This is a genomic window from Actinokineospora diospyrosa, assembly GCF_024171925.1.
GTDB classification, from domain to species: Bacteria; Actinomycetota; Actinomycetes; order Mycobacteriales; family Pseudonocardiaceae; genus Actinokineospora; species Actinokineospora diospyrosa.
Map to the genome: position 1 here is coordinate 481,436 of NZ_JAMTCO010000003.1, position 15,144 is coordinate 496,579.

The 15,144-nt window shown below is 69.6% G+C and carries 14 protein-coding genes; 8 read left to right on the forward strand and 6 right to left on the reverse strand.

The window, feature by feature from the left end; translation table 11 throughout:
- The first annotated feature begins 2 nt into the window (after positions 1 to 2).
- Genes atpA through atpD form a run of 3 tightly spaced genes read left to right on the forward strand, consistent with a single transcriptional unit; the run spans position 3 to position 4,016 of the window.
- A complete protein-coding gene (gene atpA, locus LV75_RS06730) occupies positions 3 to 1,640 on the forward strand; it encodes a F0F1 ATP synthase subunit alpha (RefSeq protein ID WP_253885837.1) in 1,638 nt (545 codons plus the stop codon).
- Positions 1,641 to 1,650: 10 nt separating this feature from the next.
- A complete protein-coding gene (locus LV75_RS06735; protein WP_253885839.1) occupies positions 1,651 to 2,580 on the forward strand; it encodes a F0F1 ATP synthase subunit gamma in 930 nt (309 codons plus the stop codon).
- Positions 2,580 to 4,016 (forward strand): F0F1 ATP synthase subunit beta, encoded by a 1,437-nt coding sequence (gene atpD, locus LV75_RS06740; protein ID WP_253885840.1) that lies wholly within the window; start codon positions 2,580 to 2,582, stop codon positions 4,014 to 4,016. The genes LV75_RS06735 and atpD overlap by 1 nt, the downstream gene beginning before the upstream one ends.
- A gap of 62 nt (positions 4,017 to 4,078) precedes the next feature.
- Here the strand turns inward: atpD and LV75_RS06745 are convergent, their stop codons facing one another.
- Positions 4,079 to 5,434 carry a hypothetical protein gene (locus LV75_RS06745; protein WP_253885841.1) on the reverse strand — a complete coding sequence of 452 codons (1,356 nt, stop codon included), beginning with the start codon at positions 5,432 to 5,434 and terminating at the stop codon, positions 4,079 to 4,081.
- A gap of 3 nt (positions 5,435 to 5,437) precedes the next feature.
- Positions 5,438 to 5,947, reverse strand: coding sequence for a SigE family RNA polymerase sigma factor (locus tag LV75_RS06750; RefSeq protein ID WP_253885843.1), 510 nt, complete (start codon positions 5,945 to 5,947; stop codon positions 5,438 to 5,440).
- Between the two features lie 119 nt (positions 5,948 to 6,066).
- Here LV75_RS06750 and LV75_RS06755 point away from each other — a divergent pair, with 119 nt between their 5' ends.
- Together LV75_RS06755 and LV75_RS06760 are read left to right on the forward strand one after the other, a co-directional pair.
- A complete protein-coding gene (locus LV75_RS06755; RefSeq protein ID WP_253885844.1) occupies positions 6,067 to 6,432 on the forward strand; it encodes a F0F1 ATP synthase subunit epsilon in 366 nt (121 codons plus the stop codon).
- Between the two features lie 33 nt (positions 6,433 to 6,465).
- Entirely contained in the window at positions 6,466 to 6,897 is a 432-nt protein-coding gene (locus LV75_RS06760) for a DUF2550 domain-containing protein (RefSeq protein ID WP_301318752.1), read from the forward strand.
- Here LV75_RS06760 and LV75_RS06765 read toward each other — a convergent pair.
- A complete protein-coding gene (locus LV75_RS06765) occupies positions 6,890 to 7,282 on the reverse strand; it encodes a hypothetical protein (RefSeq protein ID WP_253885846.1) in 393 nt (130 codons plus the stop codon). The genes LV75_RS06760 and LV75_RS06765 overlap by 8 nt on opposite strands.
- Before the next feature lie 240 nt (positions 7,283 to 7,522).
- Between LV75_RS06765 and LV75_RS06770 the strand changes: the two genes are divergently transcribed.
- Positions 7,523 to 8,854 (forward strand): helix-turn-helix domain-containing protein, encoded by a 1,332-nt coding sequence (locus LV75_RS06770; RefSeq protein WP_253885848.1) that lies wholly within the window; start codon positions 7,523 to 7,525, stop codon positions 8,852 to 8,854.
- Positions 8,855 to 8,904: 50 nt separating this feature from the next.
- On the opposite strand, the gene ggt is transcribed toward LV75_RS06770, so the two are convergent.
- Both ggt and murA read right to left on the reverse strand, forming a co-directional pair.
- On the reverse strand, positions 8,905 to 10,707 hold the full coding sequence (gene ggt / locus LV75_RS06775; protein WP_372504147.1) for a gamma-glutamyltransferase: 1,803 nt from the start codon (positions 10,705 to 10,707) through the stop codon (positions 8,905 to 8,907).
- Positions 10,708 to 10,832: 125 nt separating this feature from the next.
- Positions 10,833 to 12,104, reverse strand: a complete 1,272-nt coding sequence (murA, locus tag LV75_RS06780) for a UDP-N-acetylglucosamine 1-carboxyvinyltransferase (protein WP_253885850.1) — start codon at positions 12,102 to 12,104, stop codon at positions 10,833 to 10,835.
- Between the two features lie 63 nt (positions 12,105 to 12,167).
- Between murA and LV75_RS06785 the strand changes: the two genes are divergently transcribed.
- Entirely contained in the window at positions 12,168 to 12,740 is a 573-nt protein-coding gene (locus tag LV75_RS06785) for a cob(I)yrinic acid a,c-diamide adenosyltransferase (protein WP_253885851.1), read from the forward strand.
- 4 nt (positions 12,741 to 12,744) lie between these two features.
- On the opposite strand, the gene LV75_RS06790 is transcribed toward LV75_RS06785, so the two are convergent.
- On the reverse strand, positions 12,745 to 13,032 hold the full coding sequence (locus LV75_RS06790; RefSeq protein ID WP_253885853.1) for a hypothetical protein: 288 nt from the start codon (positions 13,030 to 13,032) through the stop codon (positions 12,745 to 12,747).
- 88 nt (positions 13,033 to 13,120) lie between these two features.
- Here LV75_RS06790 and LV75_RS06795 point away from each other — a divergent pair, with 88 nt between their 5' ends.
- Complete coding sequence (locus LV75_RS06795) at positions 13,121 to 15,142, forward strand: ethylmalonyl-CoA mutase (protein ID WP_253885855.1); 2,022 nt, start codon at positions 13,121 to 13,123, stop codon at positions 15,140 to 15,142.
- Positions 15,143 to 15,144: the final 2 nt, after the last annotated feature.

The following is a 15,144-nucleotide window of genomic DNA, read 5'->3' on the forward strand; positions in this document are numbered from 1 at the left end:
ACATGGCGGAGCTGACGATCTCGTCGGACGAGATCCGCAGTGCGATCGAGAACTACGTCTCCAGCTACTCCCCGGACGTCAACCGGGAAGAGGTCGGAACGGTTTCCGACACCGGCGACGGCATCGCCCACGTGGAGGGCCTGCCCTCGGCCATGGCCAACGAGCTGCTGGCCTTCCCGGGCGGCATCGTCGGCGTGGCGCTGAACCTCGACGCGCGCGAGCTCGGTGTCGCCATCCTCGGTGACTACGACAAGATCGAGGAGGGCCAGGAGGTCAAGCGGACCGGCAAGGTCCTCTCGGTCCCCGTCGGCGACGCCTTCCTCGGCCGGGTCATCGACCCGCTGGGCAACCCGATCGACGGCCTCGGCGAGATCGCCGCGACCGGCGAGCGCGTGCTCGAGCTGCAGGCGGCCACCGTGGTGCAGCGCCAGCCGGTCGAGGAGCCGCTGCAGACCGGCATCAAGGCCATCGACTCGATGACCCCGATCGGCCGCGGCCAGCGCCAGCTGATCATCGGTGACCGCAAGACCGGCAAGACCGCGGTCTGCGTCGACACGATCATCAACCAGAAGAAGGCCTGGGCGACCGGCGACCCGAAGCAGCAGGTCCGCTGCATCTACGTCGCGGTCGGCCAGAAGGGCTCCACCATCGCGGGCGTCAAGTCCGCGCTGGAGGACGCTGGCGCGCTGGAGTACACCACCATCGTCGCCGCCCCCGCCTCGGACTCCGCGGGCTTCAAGTGGCTGGCGCCCTACACCGGCTCTGCCATCGGTCAGGACTGGATGTACCAGGGCAAGCACGTCCTGATCATCTTCGACGACCTGACCAAGCAGGCCGAGGCCTACCGCGCGATCTCGCTGCTGCTGCGCCGCCCGCCGGGCCGCGAGGCCTACCCCGGCGACGTCTTCTACTTGCACTCCCGCCTGCTGGAGCGCTGCGCGAAGCTCTCCGACGAGCTCGGTGGCGGCTCGATGACCGGTCTGCCGATCATCGAGACCAAGGCGAACGACATCTCCGCCTACATCCCCACCAACGTCATCTCCATCACCGACGGCCAGTGCTTCCTGGAGTCCGACCTGTTCAACGCGGGTCAGCGCCCGGCGGTCAACGTCGGCACCTCGGTGTCGCGCGTCGGTGGCGCCGCGCAGACCAAGGCGATGAAGTCGATCTCCGGCACGCTGCGCCTGGAGCTGGCCCAGTTCCGCGAGCTGGAGGCGTTCGCCGCCTTCGCCTCCGACCTGGACGCCACCTCCAAGGCCCAGCTGGAGCGCGGCACCCGGATGATGGAGCTGCTCAAGCAGGGCCAGTACGCGCCGCTGCCGGTCGAGGAGCAGATCGTCTCGATCTACGTCGGCACCAAGGGCTTCCTCGACTCGCTCGCCGTGGCCGACGTGCGCCGCTTCGAGTCCGAGCTGCACGAGCACCTGCGCCACCGGCACGCCGGTGTGCTGGAGGAGATCCGCATCTCCGGCAAGTTCTCCCCGGAGAACGAGGAGCGCCTGGTCGCCGCCGTCACCGCGTTCAAGGACTCGTTCACCGCGGGCACCGCGGCGGGGACCGACACCGCGGCCGACGCGCTCGACGCCAACGAGGTGGGCCAGGAGACCGTCAAGGTCAACAAGTCCGCCCCGGCGGAGTAGGCGGCCCGCCATGGCACAGCTTCGCGAGATCCGGCAGCGGATCAAGTCGGCCCAGTCGTTCAAGAAGATCTTCAAGGCGCAGGAGCTGATCGCCACGTCGCGGATCAGCAAGGCGCAGGCCAGGGTGGCCGCGGCCAAGCCGTACGCCGATGAGATCACCTCGGTGCTCACCGCGCTGGCGACCGGCGCGACCACGCTCGACTCGCCACTGCTCACCCCGCGCGAGAAGTACCGGCGCGCGGCGGTGCTCGTGGTGACCTCCGACCGCGGGCTGTGCGGTGGCTACAACGCCAACGCGCTGCGCCGGGCCGAGGAACTGGTCACGCTGCTGCGTGGGCAGGGCAAGCAGCCGGTGGTCTACGTCATCGGCCGCAAGGGGCTGAACTTCTACAAGTTCCGCCAGCGGGACGTGAAGGCGAGCTGGACCGGCTTCTCCGAGCGGCCCACCTACGCCGACGCGGTCGCCGCCAGCGAGGCGCTCATCCAGGCCTTCCTGCACGGCGCCGACGACGTCGAGGACAAGCCCGGCGTCGACGGTGTGCTCGGCGTGGACGAGTTGCACATCGTCTACACCGAGTTCAACTCGATGCTCTCGCAGAAGCCGGTCGCCGTGCGGATCGCCCCGCTGGAGATCGAGTACGTCGAGACCCCGGTCGGCCTGACCTCGTCCTACGCGTTCGAACCGAGCGCCGAGACGCTGTTGGGCAACCTGCTCCCGAAGTACATCAACACCCGCATCTTCGCGGCGCTGCTGGAGTCGGCCGCGTCCGAGTCCGCTGCCCGCCGCACGGCGATGAAGTCCGCGACGGACAACGCCGACGAGCTCGTCAAGAGCTTCACCCGTGTCGCCAACCAGGTCCGCCAGGCGCAGATCACCCAGGAGATCAGCGAGATCGTCGGTGGCGTCGAGGCGCTCGCTGCCGCAGGAAGTGATGACTAATGACTGCCATTCAGGAACCAGGCACCAAGAACGCGGTCGGTCGCGTCGTCCGGGTGATCGGCCCCGTCGTCGACGTGGAGTTCCCGCGCGGCGCGGTGCCCGAGCTCTACAACGCGCTCAAGGTCGAGGTCGACCTCGAGTCGCTGCGCAAGACCATCACCCTCGAGGTCGCCCAGCACCTGGGTGACAACCTGGTGCGCTGCATCTCCATGGCGCCCCAGGACGGCCTGGTGCGCGGCGCCCCGGTGCGCGACACCGGCGAGGCCATCTCGGTGCCGGTCGGCGACGCGGTCAAGGGCCACGTGTTCAACGCCCTCGGCGAGTGCCTGGACAAGCCGGGCCACGCCGCGGACGCCGAGCGCTGGCGCATCCACCGCCGCCCCCCGGCCTTCGACCAGCTCGAGGGCAAGACCAAGGTCCTCGAGACCGGCGTGAAGGTCATCGACCTGCTCACCCCGTACGTCGAGGGCGGCAAGATCGGCCTGTTCGGCGGCGCTGGCGTGGGCAAGACGGTGCTCATCCAGGAGATGATCACCCGGATCGCCCGCAACTTCGGTGGCACCTCGGTGTTCGCCGGGGTCGGCGAGCGCACCCGCGAGGGCACCGACCTCTTCCTCGAGATGGAGGAGATGGGCGTGCTGCCCGACACCGCGCTGGTGTTCGGTCAGATGGACGAGCCGCCGGGCACCCGCATGCGGGTCGCGCTGTCCGCGCTGACCATGGCGGAGTACTTCCGCGATGTGCAGAACCAGGACGTGCTGCTGTTCATCGACAACATCTTCCGCTTCACCCAGGCGGGCTCCGAGGTCTCGACGCTGCTGGGCCGCATGCCCTCCGCCGTCGGCTACCAGCCCACCCTGGCTGACGAGATGGGCGAGCTGCAGGAGCGCATCACCTCGACGCGCGGTCGCTCGATCACCTCGATGCAGGCGATCTACGTGCCCGCCGACGACTACACCGACCCGGCCCCGGCGACCACCTTCGCCCACCTGGACGCGACGACGGAGCTCTCCCGGCCGATCTCGCAGAAGGGCATCTACCCGGCCGTCGACCCGCTGACCTCCTCGTCGCGGATCCTCGACCCGGCCGTGGTCGGTGACGAGCACTACCGGGTGGCCCAGGAGGTCAAGCGGATCCTGCAGAAGTACAAGGAGCTGCAGGACATCATCGCCATCCTCGGCATGGACGAACTGTCCGAAGAGGACAAGGTGACGGTCAACCGCGCCCGCCGCATCGAGCGCTTCCTCTCGCAGAACTTCTTCGTCGCGCAGAAGTTCACCGGCGAGGAGGGCTCGTTCGTCAAGGTCTCCGACACCATCGAGGCCTTCGACCGCGTCGCCAAGGGCGAGTACGACCACGTGCCGGAGCAGGCCTTCCTCTCCATCGGTGGTCTCGACGACCTGGAGCGCAAGTACCAGGCGCTCACCAAGAAGTGAGCTAGAGCAGAACGCGCGAACGGGCCGGTGTCCTCAGTGGACACCGGCCCGTTCGCGTTGGTTCACTGCCGCAGCAGGCTGTGCACCTCGGAGCGGCCCTCGGGGGTGAGCAGCTGCACGGCTGTGGCGTTCGGTGGGAAGACCGCCGCGTCGGTGCCCGCGTCGATCCACCCGCTCAGGGTGTCGCCGGTCTGGGTCTGGTAGCTCAGCTTCATCCCCGGCGCCACAGCGAAGTAGCCCGACTCGCCGGGCAGGACGCAGGTGCCGACCAGCCCGCCGCCATCGCGGTGAACCGGGTCGCAGGACGTCCAGCGGGTGATGGTGCCCGCCGCGTCGCGTTCGGCCAGGAACAGGTGGCTCATGATGAAGGTGGTCACCACTTCCACCGCCACGACGCTGCCACCGGTGGGCCGGTCGACGACGAACTGGGCCCCGGTCGGTGAGACGCCCGCCAGCGGGTCGAGCAGTCCTTCCGCCGTGAGCGTTTCGTGGATGTTGTCGCCTAGTGGGCGGGCTGTGCTGCCGCCGACCCGGTAGATGTCGGTGGGCTTGGTGCGCAGGACATTCTCGGGAACCGGTTTGGCCTGCCGATCGGTGCCCAGCGACCACCGGGTGCTGGGCAGCGTCGTCAGGGTCTGGTCGTAGCCCGCCTTCGCCGGGTCGCCGGTGACGACGCGGATCTCCTCCGGCGGTGTCCGGTCGGCGGCCTGGCCCAACCACACCCCCTTGCGTTCGACCATCGGCGTCCACAGGCGCCCGGGCTTGCCCGTGGCGGTGATGTACGTCCACCCGGGCGAGACGCTCAGATTGTCGGCGCCCATCGCGATGATGTCGCGGTTGTGTGGGCCATAGATGAACGCGAACCCCCGCGGCGGCGTGCTGTAGGGCTGGGGGAAGGAGTTCACCAGCACGGGTTTGGTCCCGACCAGCAGGCCGACCACGCTGCGCTGCACGGCGCGCATGTCCACCACGCGACCGTCCGGGTGGTACTCGACGCCGTCGTCGGGCTCCACCACCTGCACCACCACCGCGACCTTGCCCGCGTCGGTCGTGCCCGCCCAGTAGACGCGTGGACGGCCGACCCGGGCCTTGTCCGGCTCGTTGGGCATGCCCTTGTCGAAGGCCGCCACGGCGGCGTCCAGGTAGGCGTGGTCGGTCGCCAGGTCACCGCGGGTCGGCGCGGTCAGCATCTGGTTGGTCGCTGTGGTGATCTGCGGGGCGGCGTCGTCGTGTCCGTTCAGCTCGACCACGGCGGTGCCCGCCGCCGCGATGACCACGGCCGTGGCCCCGGCCAGCAGCACCCGCTTGCGCACGCGGCGCCGCTTGCCGCCGCGCAGGACGTCGGCGGTGAACCCGGGTCGGGTGCCGAGGCCGTCGGTGGCCGCGCGCAGCGCGCGGGCCAGGTCGGTCGTGTCCATGTCTCAGCCCCTCGTCATGTCGTGTTCGGCGAGCAGGTCGCGCAGTCGCGCGACCCCCCGGGCGGTCTGGCTCTTGACCGTCCCCGGCGACACCCCCAGTGCCGCCGCGGTGTCGGCCTCCGACAGGTCGTCGAAGAAGCGCAGCACCAGTACCGCCCGCACCCGCACCGGCAGTTCGCCCAGCGCCCTGGCCACCCGGTCGCGGTCGAGGACGGCACCTTCGTGACCGCCCACCCCCGGTTCGCCCACCTGCTCCAACGGCGCCTCGCGCACCCGCCGCGACCGCGTCCGCCACCGGTTCGCCGCCGCGTTGGCCAGCGCGGCGCGCACGTACGGCTCCAGGTCGCCGCGGACCCTGCGGTGCCGGGCGTAGACGCGCTCCAGGACGTCCTGGAGCAGGTCCTCGGCCGCGGCCCGGTCACCGGCGCAGAGCAGGTACGCGGTGCGCAGCAGCGCGGTGGACCGGTGCGCGACGAAGTCGGCGAACTCGCTGTCCGGTCTGATCGTGCTCACCCCCTGTGTTCGTCTCGTTCTCGTCTGGTCTTGCGCCTGCTCTGACACCGGGCTGGCTGGGGCGGTTGTCAGGAGGCCGACTAGACTGGCGGACAACCGCGAGCTGTGAGGAGATACGCGTGGCTGAGATGTCGGTCCAACTGGTCGCCGTGGAACGACGCCTGTGGTCGGGCACCGGCACGTTCGTCGTCGCGCAGACCACCGAGGGCGAGATCGGGATCCTGCCCGGTCACGAGCCGGTCCTCGGCCAGCTCGTGCACGGCGGCGTCGTGAAGATCGTCACCACCGACGGCGAGACCATCACCGCCGCGGTCTACGGCGGCTTCCTCTCGGTCACCGCCGACGCGGTCAGCATCCTCGCCGAGTCCGCCGAGCTCTCCCACGAGATCGACGTGGACAAGGCCCGCGCCGACCTCGCGACCCAAGACCCCGAACAGCGCGACCGCGCCGCGGCGAGCCTGCGCGCCGCCGGGCAGCCCGCCTGATGTCGGCCTAGCGGGCAGGGGGCGGCCGTGGACATGAGCGTGCTTGTCGTGGCGCTCTTGGCCGCCGTCCTGCTCGTGCTGCTCCTGCTCGTAGGCCGTCGCGTCCGCCTCTTGCGGGCAGGCGGCATCCACGTGGCCCTGCGCACCAGGATCGACGAATCCGGCAAGGGTTGGGCCTGGGGCGTCGGCCGCTACAACGGCGACGAGTTCGCCTGGTTCCGCGCGATCAGCCTCCGAGCGGGCCCGGACCAGGTCCTGCGCCGCGAAGGCCTCGAGATCGCCGCCCGGCGCGAGCCGGACCACGGCGAGACCCCAAATCTGCCGTCGGGATCGCGCGTGTTGCGCTTCGACCCGCCTGGGGGGCTCCCCGCGGTCGAGGTGGCGATGGGACCGGACGCGCTGACCGGGTTCCTCTCCTGGATGGAGAGTGCCCCACCCGGCAGCCGCCTGCCGTGGGCTAGCTGACCGCCTGCATCCGCAGCCAGTGCAACACCCACTCGCCGGTCCTCTCTTGGCGCACGCCGAGCACGTCTTCTTCTGCCAATGGCGCCGCGACCACCGCGGTGGTGCCGTCGTGCAACCGCCCGAACACCAGCGCCCTCGGTGTCCCGACCTCCAGGCACAGCGATGACCGGCTGAGGCTGTCGCGCCACCGCAGCAGCCGCGCGCACGCCTGGGCGCGTTCGCCCGAGACGTAGACCTCCACGTGCCCCGCACCGGTCCCGGTCGCGGACACGTCGACGCTGCCCACCTGCAGGGTCGTGTGCCGGTCGAGGTGCTCGCGCACCGATCCGACCAGCCTGGTCAGCTCGCCCCACAGGTCGGTGCGCGTGTCGAGCGTGGTCGTCATGCCGGGGTGCCTCCGCTTGCGTTCGTCCGCTCGGTCCGGACCGAGCGTGCCGTGCTCGGCGGACCCCGGGCGAGACCACGACCCGGTTCCCGTGCTCGCAACGTGGCCCGGTTGTCGTGGCGTCACCGGCTTGATATGCCGGGCATATACCTCGCGCTTCTTCCCGTGACCCGGCCCCACCGGTGTTGTTACCGTGGGTGCCTGGTCGGCTACCAGGGCCGACCCGCCCAGGGAGCGGACATGTGGCGCGACCAGCACGAGCGGCCTGACCCGGCGATCTGGGAGCTGCCCGCCATGCGCACCGCACTGGCCCGCCGCGACATCACGGCGGTGTACCGGCTGCTCAAGCGGCACGGCGTCTCCCAACGGCGGATCGCCCACCTGACCGGCCAAGCCCAACCCGAGATATCTGTGATCGCGCGCGGTAGGCAGGTGATGTCCTACGACGTGCTCGACCGGATCGCCGACGGGATGGGGATTCCGCGTGGGCACATGGGCTTGGCCTACGGCGCACCGGCGGAGCCCACGAGCGAGGCGAAGGACAGGGCGGTGGGCGGGGGAATGGACGGGGTGGTGGACGTGCCGGATCGACGGGAGTTCATGGGGCTGTTGGCCAAGGTCGCGATGGGGGCGGCGGTGACGACGGCGGACCTGGCGCTGCTGGCCAATCCCGCGGTCGCCACGCCCGCGCCCAGCCGGGTCGGGGCGACCGAGGTTGAGCAGTTGCGGGATCTGACCCGGGTGTTGTGGGCGCAGGAGAAGGCGCTGGGCGGCGGTGCCGTGCGCGAGGCGGTGATCGCACAGCTCGGGTGGGCGCGGGGGCTGCTGCGGGCCGAGCACACCGACGAGGTCGACCGGGAACTGCACGCGGTGTTGTCGGACCTGTTCGCCCTGGCCGGTTGGGCCTCCCACGATGTCGGCTTGCCCGGAGCCGCCTTGCGCTACCTGGGGCAGGCCGTGACCACGGCCAAGGAGGCCGATGATCCGGTTCGAACCGCCCTGGCGCTGGGGAAGGTCGGGCGTGTCTACACCCACCAGGGTGCCTTCGGCGAGGCACGGGATGTGATCGGACTGGGCATGGTCGTCGCCGAGAAGTCTGGTTCAGGGGAACTCGCGGCCCAGTTGTTGTGCAACCAAGCTCGCGCGCACGCCCATGCGGGCGCGGCCGTCCACGCCACTGAATCACTCGACCGCGCAGGTGGTGCGCTCGCTGATGTCCGCGAGCCACTCACCGTTCCTGACGCGACCTTCGGCGGCGCACTGCTGGCCAGCGAGCGCGGACGTGTTCTCACCACCCTCACCATCCACGACCGCCGCTATGCCGCCGAAGCGATTGAGACCCTGTCCGCCTCCACGCAGCGCACCGATCCCGCTCGCGCCAAACGCCTGGCGTTCGGTCTCACCGAGCTCGCCACCTGTCATCTCCGGGGCGGCGACACCAACACCGGTCTCCGCCTGGGGCACCAGGTCGTCGACATGGCCGCCGGTATCCGCTCCAACCGGCTGACCGAGCACCTCAAGCTGCTCCGCGCGGCCGCCCACCGCCAACCCGAGTTGGCGCAGCGCATCTAACGAGAGCGGGCCGCCCCCAACGTGGGGGCGGCCCGTTTGCGTGCAGTGGACTAGCGGGTCGGGTGCACTACGCCCGCAGAGGTGCCGCTGCGCCGGGTGGGCTCACCGACGGCGAGGATCTGGCCGTGGTCGATGAACTCCAGGGTCGCCGCGGCGCCGATCTCGGCCTGTTCGGTGAAGGTGTGGCCGTAGCGGGCCAACAGCGGGTTGGCGGCGATGAAGGCCGGTTCGGCCGTCACCGTCGGGGCGTTGCGCTGGGTGGCGCGCGGGGCGGCGACGGCGTCCGGGAGGGACAGGCCGAAGTCGACCCGGTTGATGATGATCTGCAGGACGGTCGTGATGATCGTCGAGCCGCCCGGGGAGCCCAGGGCCAGCCAGGGCTTGCCGCCCTTGAGGACGATCGTCGGGGACATGCTGGAGCGCGGGCGCTTGCCCGCGGCGGGCAGGTTCGGGTCGGGCGCGGTGCCCTGGGTGGGCGCGAAGTTGAAGTCGGTCAGCTCGTTGTTGAGCAGGAACCCGCGGCCCGGGACGACGATGCCGCTGCCGCCGACCTGCTCCAGGGTGTTGGTGTAGGTCACGACGTTGCCGCGGGCGTCCGCGACGACGAAGTGGTTCGTGTGGACCTCGTTCTCGCTCGTGGGCGTGGCCGAGGGCGGCGGCGGGGTGCAGTCACCGGGGTTGAGCGGGTTACCCGGGGCCACCGGCGCCGGGGTGGCCCGAATCGGGTCGATGCGGCAAGCGCGGACGGCAGCGTAAGAGTCCGACAGCAGCTGTGCGGTGGGCACGTTGACGAACTTGGGGTCACCGACGTACCGACCGCGGTCGGCGTAAGCGAGCTTGGTGGCCTCGAAGTAGAAGTGCAGTGCCTGGTCGCGCGGGGCCTTGTTCAGGTTGAAGCGCTCGAGGATGTTGAGCGTCTCGCCGACGGTAGTGCCACCGGAGGACGACGGCGCCATGCCGTAAACGTCCACATCGCGGTACTTGATGTGCGTCGGAGCCTGGTCCAACGTGCGATAGGCACGAAGGTCCTCAACGGCGAGCTTGCCCTTAGGGGGCGTGATCGTCGCGTCTGACGCCAATGGCGGGTTCTGGGCGGTGTTAGCGACATCCCGACCGATAGAGCCGCCGTAGAAGGCACGCGTGCCGTGGCGAGCGATCTCGCGATAGGTCTTGGCCAGATCCGGGTTGCGCAGCGTGGAGCCGACGGCAGGCGGCGCGCCACCCGGCAGGTACAACGCGGCCGTAGAGCTGAACTGCTTGAACCGCGGCTGGTTCTGCTCGATCTCCTTACGCAGCTGCGGCGTCACAGGGAAGCCGCGCTCAGCGACGCGGATCGCGGGCTGGAGGGCGTCGTCGAGGTCGTACTTGCCCCACCGGTCCAACGCCCGCTGCCACAGCGCCAGGTTGCCCGGCGTGCCTACCGACAGACCACTCGTCACCGCGTCGGCGAAGGCGTAAGGCTGCCCGGTGGCCGGGTTGATGAACAGGTTGGCGTCACCGGCGGCGGGCGTCGTCTCGCGACCGTCGATGGTGGACACCTTGCGGGTCTTGGCGTCGTAGTAGACGAGGTAACCGCCACCACCCAGCCCTGCCATGTTGGGGTCGGTCACGCCCAGCACCGCAGCGACCGCGACCGCCGCGTCCGCCGCCGTGCCACCGCGGCGCAGCACATCCAGGCCCGCCTGGGTGGACTGGACGGTGTCGGAGACGACGGCGCCGCCGTACCCCTTGGCGACGGGTGCCTTGGGCAGCTCTCGGGCTGGGTCGGCCACCGCGGCCGTGGGCACCAGCAGCGCACCCGTCACGGTGGCGACCGCCACCGTGCACACACCTACTCTGCGCCGAACACGCATCAGGACCTCTTCCGTTGGTCGCACAGGTGGTCCTTGTTGTACTCGGCCACCCCATACCGGGGGACCGCTGTTCGGACCGCGTCACCCAGTGGGACTGGGGGATCTACCTGGGCCAAACGGGTGAATCAGGCCCGTGTCGGCTCGCCGAGCACCCGCCGCACGTCCGCACCCAGGCGCTGCATGTTCTCCACGAACTTCGGATAACCCCGGTCGATGTGGAACACGTCCCACACCTCGGTCACCCCGTCCGCGCACAACCCGGCGAGCACGAGGCCGACCCCCGCCCGGATGTCGGACGCCCACACCGGCGCGCTGGAGAGCCGCGGCACCCCGCGCACCACCGCGTGGTGACCGTCCGTGCGCGCGTCGGCGCCCAACCGGATCATCTCCTCGACGAACCGGAACCGGGCCTCGAACAGGTTCTCGGTGATCATGGAGGTGCCGTCGGCCACGGCGCTGAGCGCGATGGCGAACGGCTGCAGGTCGGTCGCGAACCCCGGGTAGGGCAGCGTCATGAAGTCCACCGAGGTCGCGCGGCCGTCCTGCACGACGCGGAAGCCGTCGTCGAACGTGGTGATCTCGGCGCCCGCGGTGCGCAACTTCTCCAGCACCAGGTCCAGGTGGTGCGGGTTGACGCCCTTGACGGTGATGTCGCCACCGGTCATCGCGGCGGCGAAGGCCCAGGTGGCGCCGACGATGCGGTCGCCGACGACGCGGTGCTCGGTCGGGGCGAGCTCGGTGACGCCGTGCACGGTGAGCGTCGAGGTGCCCGCGCCCTCGACCTTCGCGCCCATCTCCTGCAGCATCAGGCACAGGTCGACGATCTCCGGCTCGCGCGCGGCGTTGTCGATCACCGTGGTGCCCTCGGCGAGCACCGCGGCCATCAGGATGTTCTCCGTGGCGCCGACGCTGGGGAAGTCCAGCCAGATCTGCGCCCCGCGCAACGCCTCGGCCTTGGCGACCACGCAGCCGTGCTCGATCTCGCTGCTCGCTCCGAGCTGGCGCAGCCCGTTCTGGTGCATGTCCAGCGGCCGCGACCCGATCGCGTCACCCCCGGGCAACGCCACCACGGCGTGCCGCAGACGACCGACCAGCGGGCCGAGCACGCACACCGACGCGCGCAGCTTGCCCATCGACGCGGAGTCGGCGCGGTGGTTGAGCTGGGCGGGGGTGGTGATCCGCACCAGGTCGCCGTCGATGTCGACGGTGCAGCCGAGACTGCGCAGCACGTCGCCCATCAGCGGGACGTCGAGGATCTCCGGGCAGTTGGTGAGGGTGGTGGTGCCCTCGGCGAGCAGGGCGGCCGCCATCAGCTTGAGCACGCTGTTCTTGGCGCCGACGACCTCGACCTCGCCGACGAGCCGGGCCCCGCCGCGAACCTGGAAGTGCTCTGTCACGGGGGCAATGATGCCTTGTGCTGTCCGCATCCCGGACGGCCGGGGCGGTCTAGGCTCGACCCCATGTCGGTCCGCATCAACCGCGTGTACACCAAGGTCGGCGACAACGGCACCACCGCCCTCGGCGACGGCACCCGAGTCCCCAAGACCTCCCCCCGCCTCACCGCCTACGCCGACGTCGACGAGGCCAACTCGGCCATCGGCGTCGCCATCGCCCTCGGCGCCCTGCCGGAGGACATCACCGCCGCGCTGCGCTCAGTGCAGAACGACCTGTTCGACGTCGGCGCGGACCTGTGCACCCCGATCGTGCCCGACCCGCCCTACCCGCCGCTGCGCATCACCGAGGACTACGTGACCCGGCTGGAGGGGCAGATCGACTCGTTCAACGAGCGGGTGGGGAAGCTGACCTCGTTCATCCTGCCCGGGGGGACGCCGGGCGCGGCCCTGCTGCACGTGGCGCGAACGGTGACGCGGCGGGCGGAGCGGGGGGCTTGGGGGCTGGTGGAGGTAGAGGCGTCGACGACGAACGCCTTGGCCGCCAAGTACTTGAACCGGCTGTCGGACCTGCTTTTTGTGCTGTCGCGGGTCGCGAACCCGGGCGGGGACGTGCTGTGGCAGCCGGGCGGGGAGCGTTAGGCGCTCAAGAGTTGAGCAGTAGGTCGATCGCCGCGCGCTCGTCGGCAGGGAAAACGAGGATGCGGTAGGCGTCCCCGTCCTCGGTAGGGACGGTGGTCGATTTGACGCCTGCGCGACGGAGTTGGTCTTCGACTGCCTTGGCCGCGGTAGGGGTGGGTGCCTTGGCGACCTGGCGGAGCAGGCCGTAGTCGCGGTGGGGGTCGGGGGAGTGGAACGCCCAGCGCAGGACCAGGCCGAGTAGCCCTATGACGAGGAGGGCGACCAGCAGGAGGAACGGGGCGGGCAGATCCATGCCCCCATCATCGCGCGTGTGAGCAAGTCCACGCGCGATGATGGTTACCGGCCAGTACGCTCGGTTCAAAGTGAACGGAGGCTAACCGGTGCCGTATCCCTCTGATCGCGAGCGCGACCGGCCGTGGGTCATGCGGACCTACGCGGGCCACTCCTCCGCCGCTAAGTCCAACGAGCTCTACCGGCGCAACCTGGCCAAGGGGCAGACCGGCCTCTCAGTGGCCTTCGACCTGCCTACGCAGACCGGCTACGACCCCGATCACGAGCTGGCGCGCGGTGAGGTCGGCAAGGTCGGCGTCCCGGTGAACCACCTTGGTGACATGCGGACCCTCTTCGGGGGGATCCCGCTGGGCGCGGCGAACACATCGATGACGATTAATGCGACAGCCATGTGGCTGCTCGCCCTCTATGTCACCGTCGCCCAAGAGCAGGCCGAGGCCGAAGGCACCGACTGGCATGAAGTCGTCGTGCGGATGGCCGGGACCACGCAGAACGACATCATCAAGGAGTACCTCTCCCGGGGCACCTACGTCTTCCCGCCCGGCCCTAGCCTGCGCCTGATCACCGACATGGTGGCCTTCACCGTCGCCAAGGTGCCTAAGTGGAACCCCATCAACATCTGCAGCTACCACCTGCAGGAGGTTGGGGCGACCCCGGTGCAAGAGGTCGCATACTCGATGTGCACGGCGATCGCGGTTCTTGACGCGGTTCGCGACTCTGGCCAGGTACCGCAAGAGGAGTTCGGCGACGTTGTCGCGCGGATCTCGTTCTTCGTCAACGCCGGGGTGCGGTTCATCGAAGAGATGTGCAAGATGCGTGCCTTCACCGATCTCTGGGATGAGATCTGCCGCGACCGCTATGGCATCGCGGACGCTAAGCAACGTCGGTTCCGCTATGGCGTTCAGGTCAACTCGCTCGGTCTCACCGAGGCGCAGCCGGAGAACAACGTCCAGCGGATCGTGCTGGAGATGCTCGCGGTGTCCTTGTCGCGTAAGGCAAGGGCGCGCGCGATCCAACTACCCGCGTGGAACGAGGCGTTGGGCCTACCGCGTCCGTGGGACCAGCAGTGGGCGCTGCGCATGCAACAAGTACTTGCCTTCGAGACGGACCTACTGGAGTACGAGGACATCTTCGACGGCTCACCGGTCATCCAAGCGAAGGTCGACGAGATCCTCACCGGTGCGCGCGCCGAGATTGACCGCGTTCAGGCCATGGGTGGCGCAGTTGCCGCTGTCGAGAGCGGTTACATGAAGACCCAGATGGTCGGGTCTCTAGCCGAGAGGCGCCGCCGGATCGAGGTAGGCGAAGAGGTAATCGTTGGCGTAAACCGGTTCGACACCACCGAACCGAGCCCGCTGCAGGCTGAAGGCGCCAAGGCCATCGAGACCGTTGACCCTATCGCCGAGCGTGAAGCCGTCGCCGCTATCGCAGCCTGGCGTGCTTCCCGGGACGACACGGCCGTTCAGGACTCCCTGGAAGTCCTTCGCGCGGCAGCAAAGACAGACGCGAACCTGATGGCCGCCACCCTCTCCTGCGCTAGGGCAGGTGTCACTACCGGAGAGTGGGCAGCCGCCCTGCGCGAGGTGTTCGGCGAGTACCGCGCACCTACCGGCGTCTCGGGAGCCTCCGCAGTGGGGGAGGCGGGCGCTGAGTTGGCCAAGGTTCGCGAGTGGGTCAAGGCCACCGGTGAGGAGCTGGGGGAGCGGCTGCGCATGCTGGTCGGCAAGCCCGGCCTTGACGGGCACTCCAACGGTGCTGAGCAGATCGCCGTGCGCGCCCGTGATACCGGCTTTGAGGTCGTCTACCAAGGCATCAGGTTGACCGCGGACCAGATCGTGTCCGCGGCAGTGCAAGAGGGCGTGCACGTGGTGGGGCTGTCGATCCTGTCCGGATCGCATCTAGATGCCGTGCCCGCGGTCGTCGAGGGCCTACGAGCCGCGGGCGCTGGCGACATCCCAGTTGTGGTGGGCGGGATCATCCCGCCCGAGGACGCCACAACCCTGCTAGCGAGCGGGGTCGCGCGGGTCTTCACGCCGAAGGACTACGAGATGACCCAGATCATGGCCGAGATCGTCCGTGTTGTGCGGGAAGCCCACGACCTACCGGTCTAACC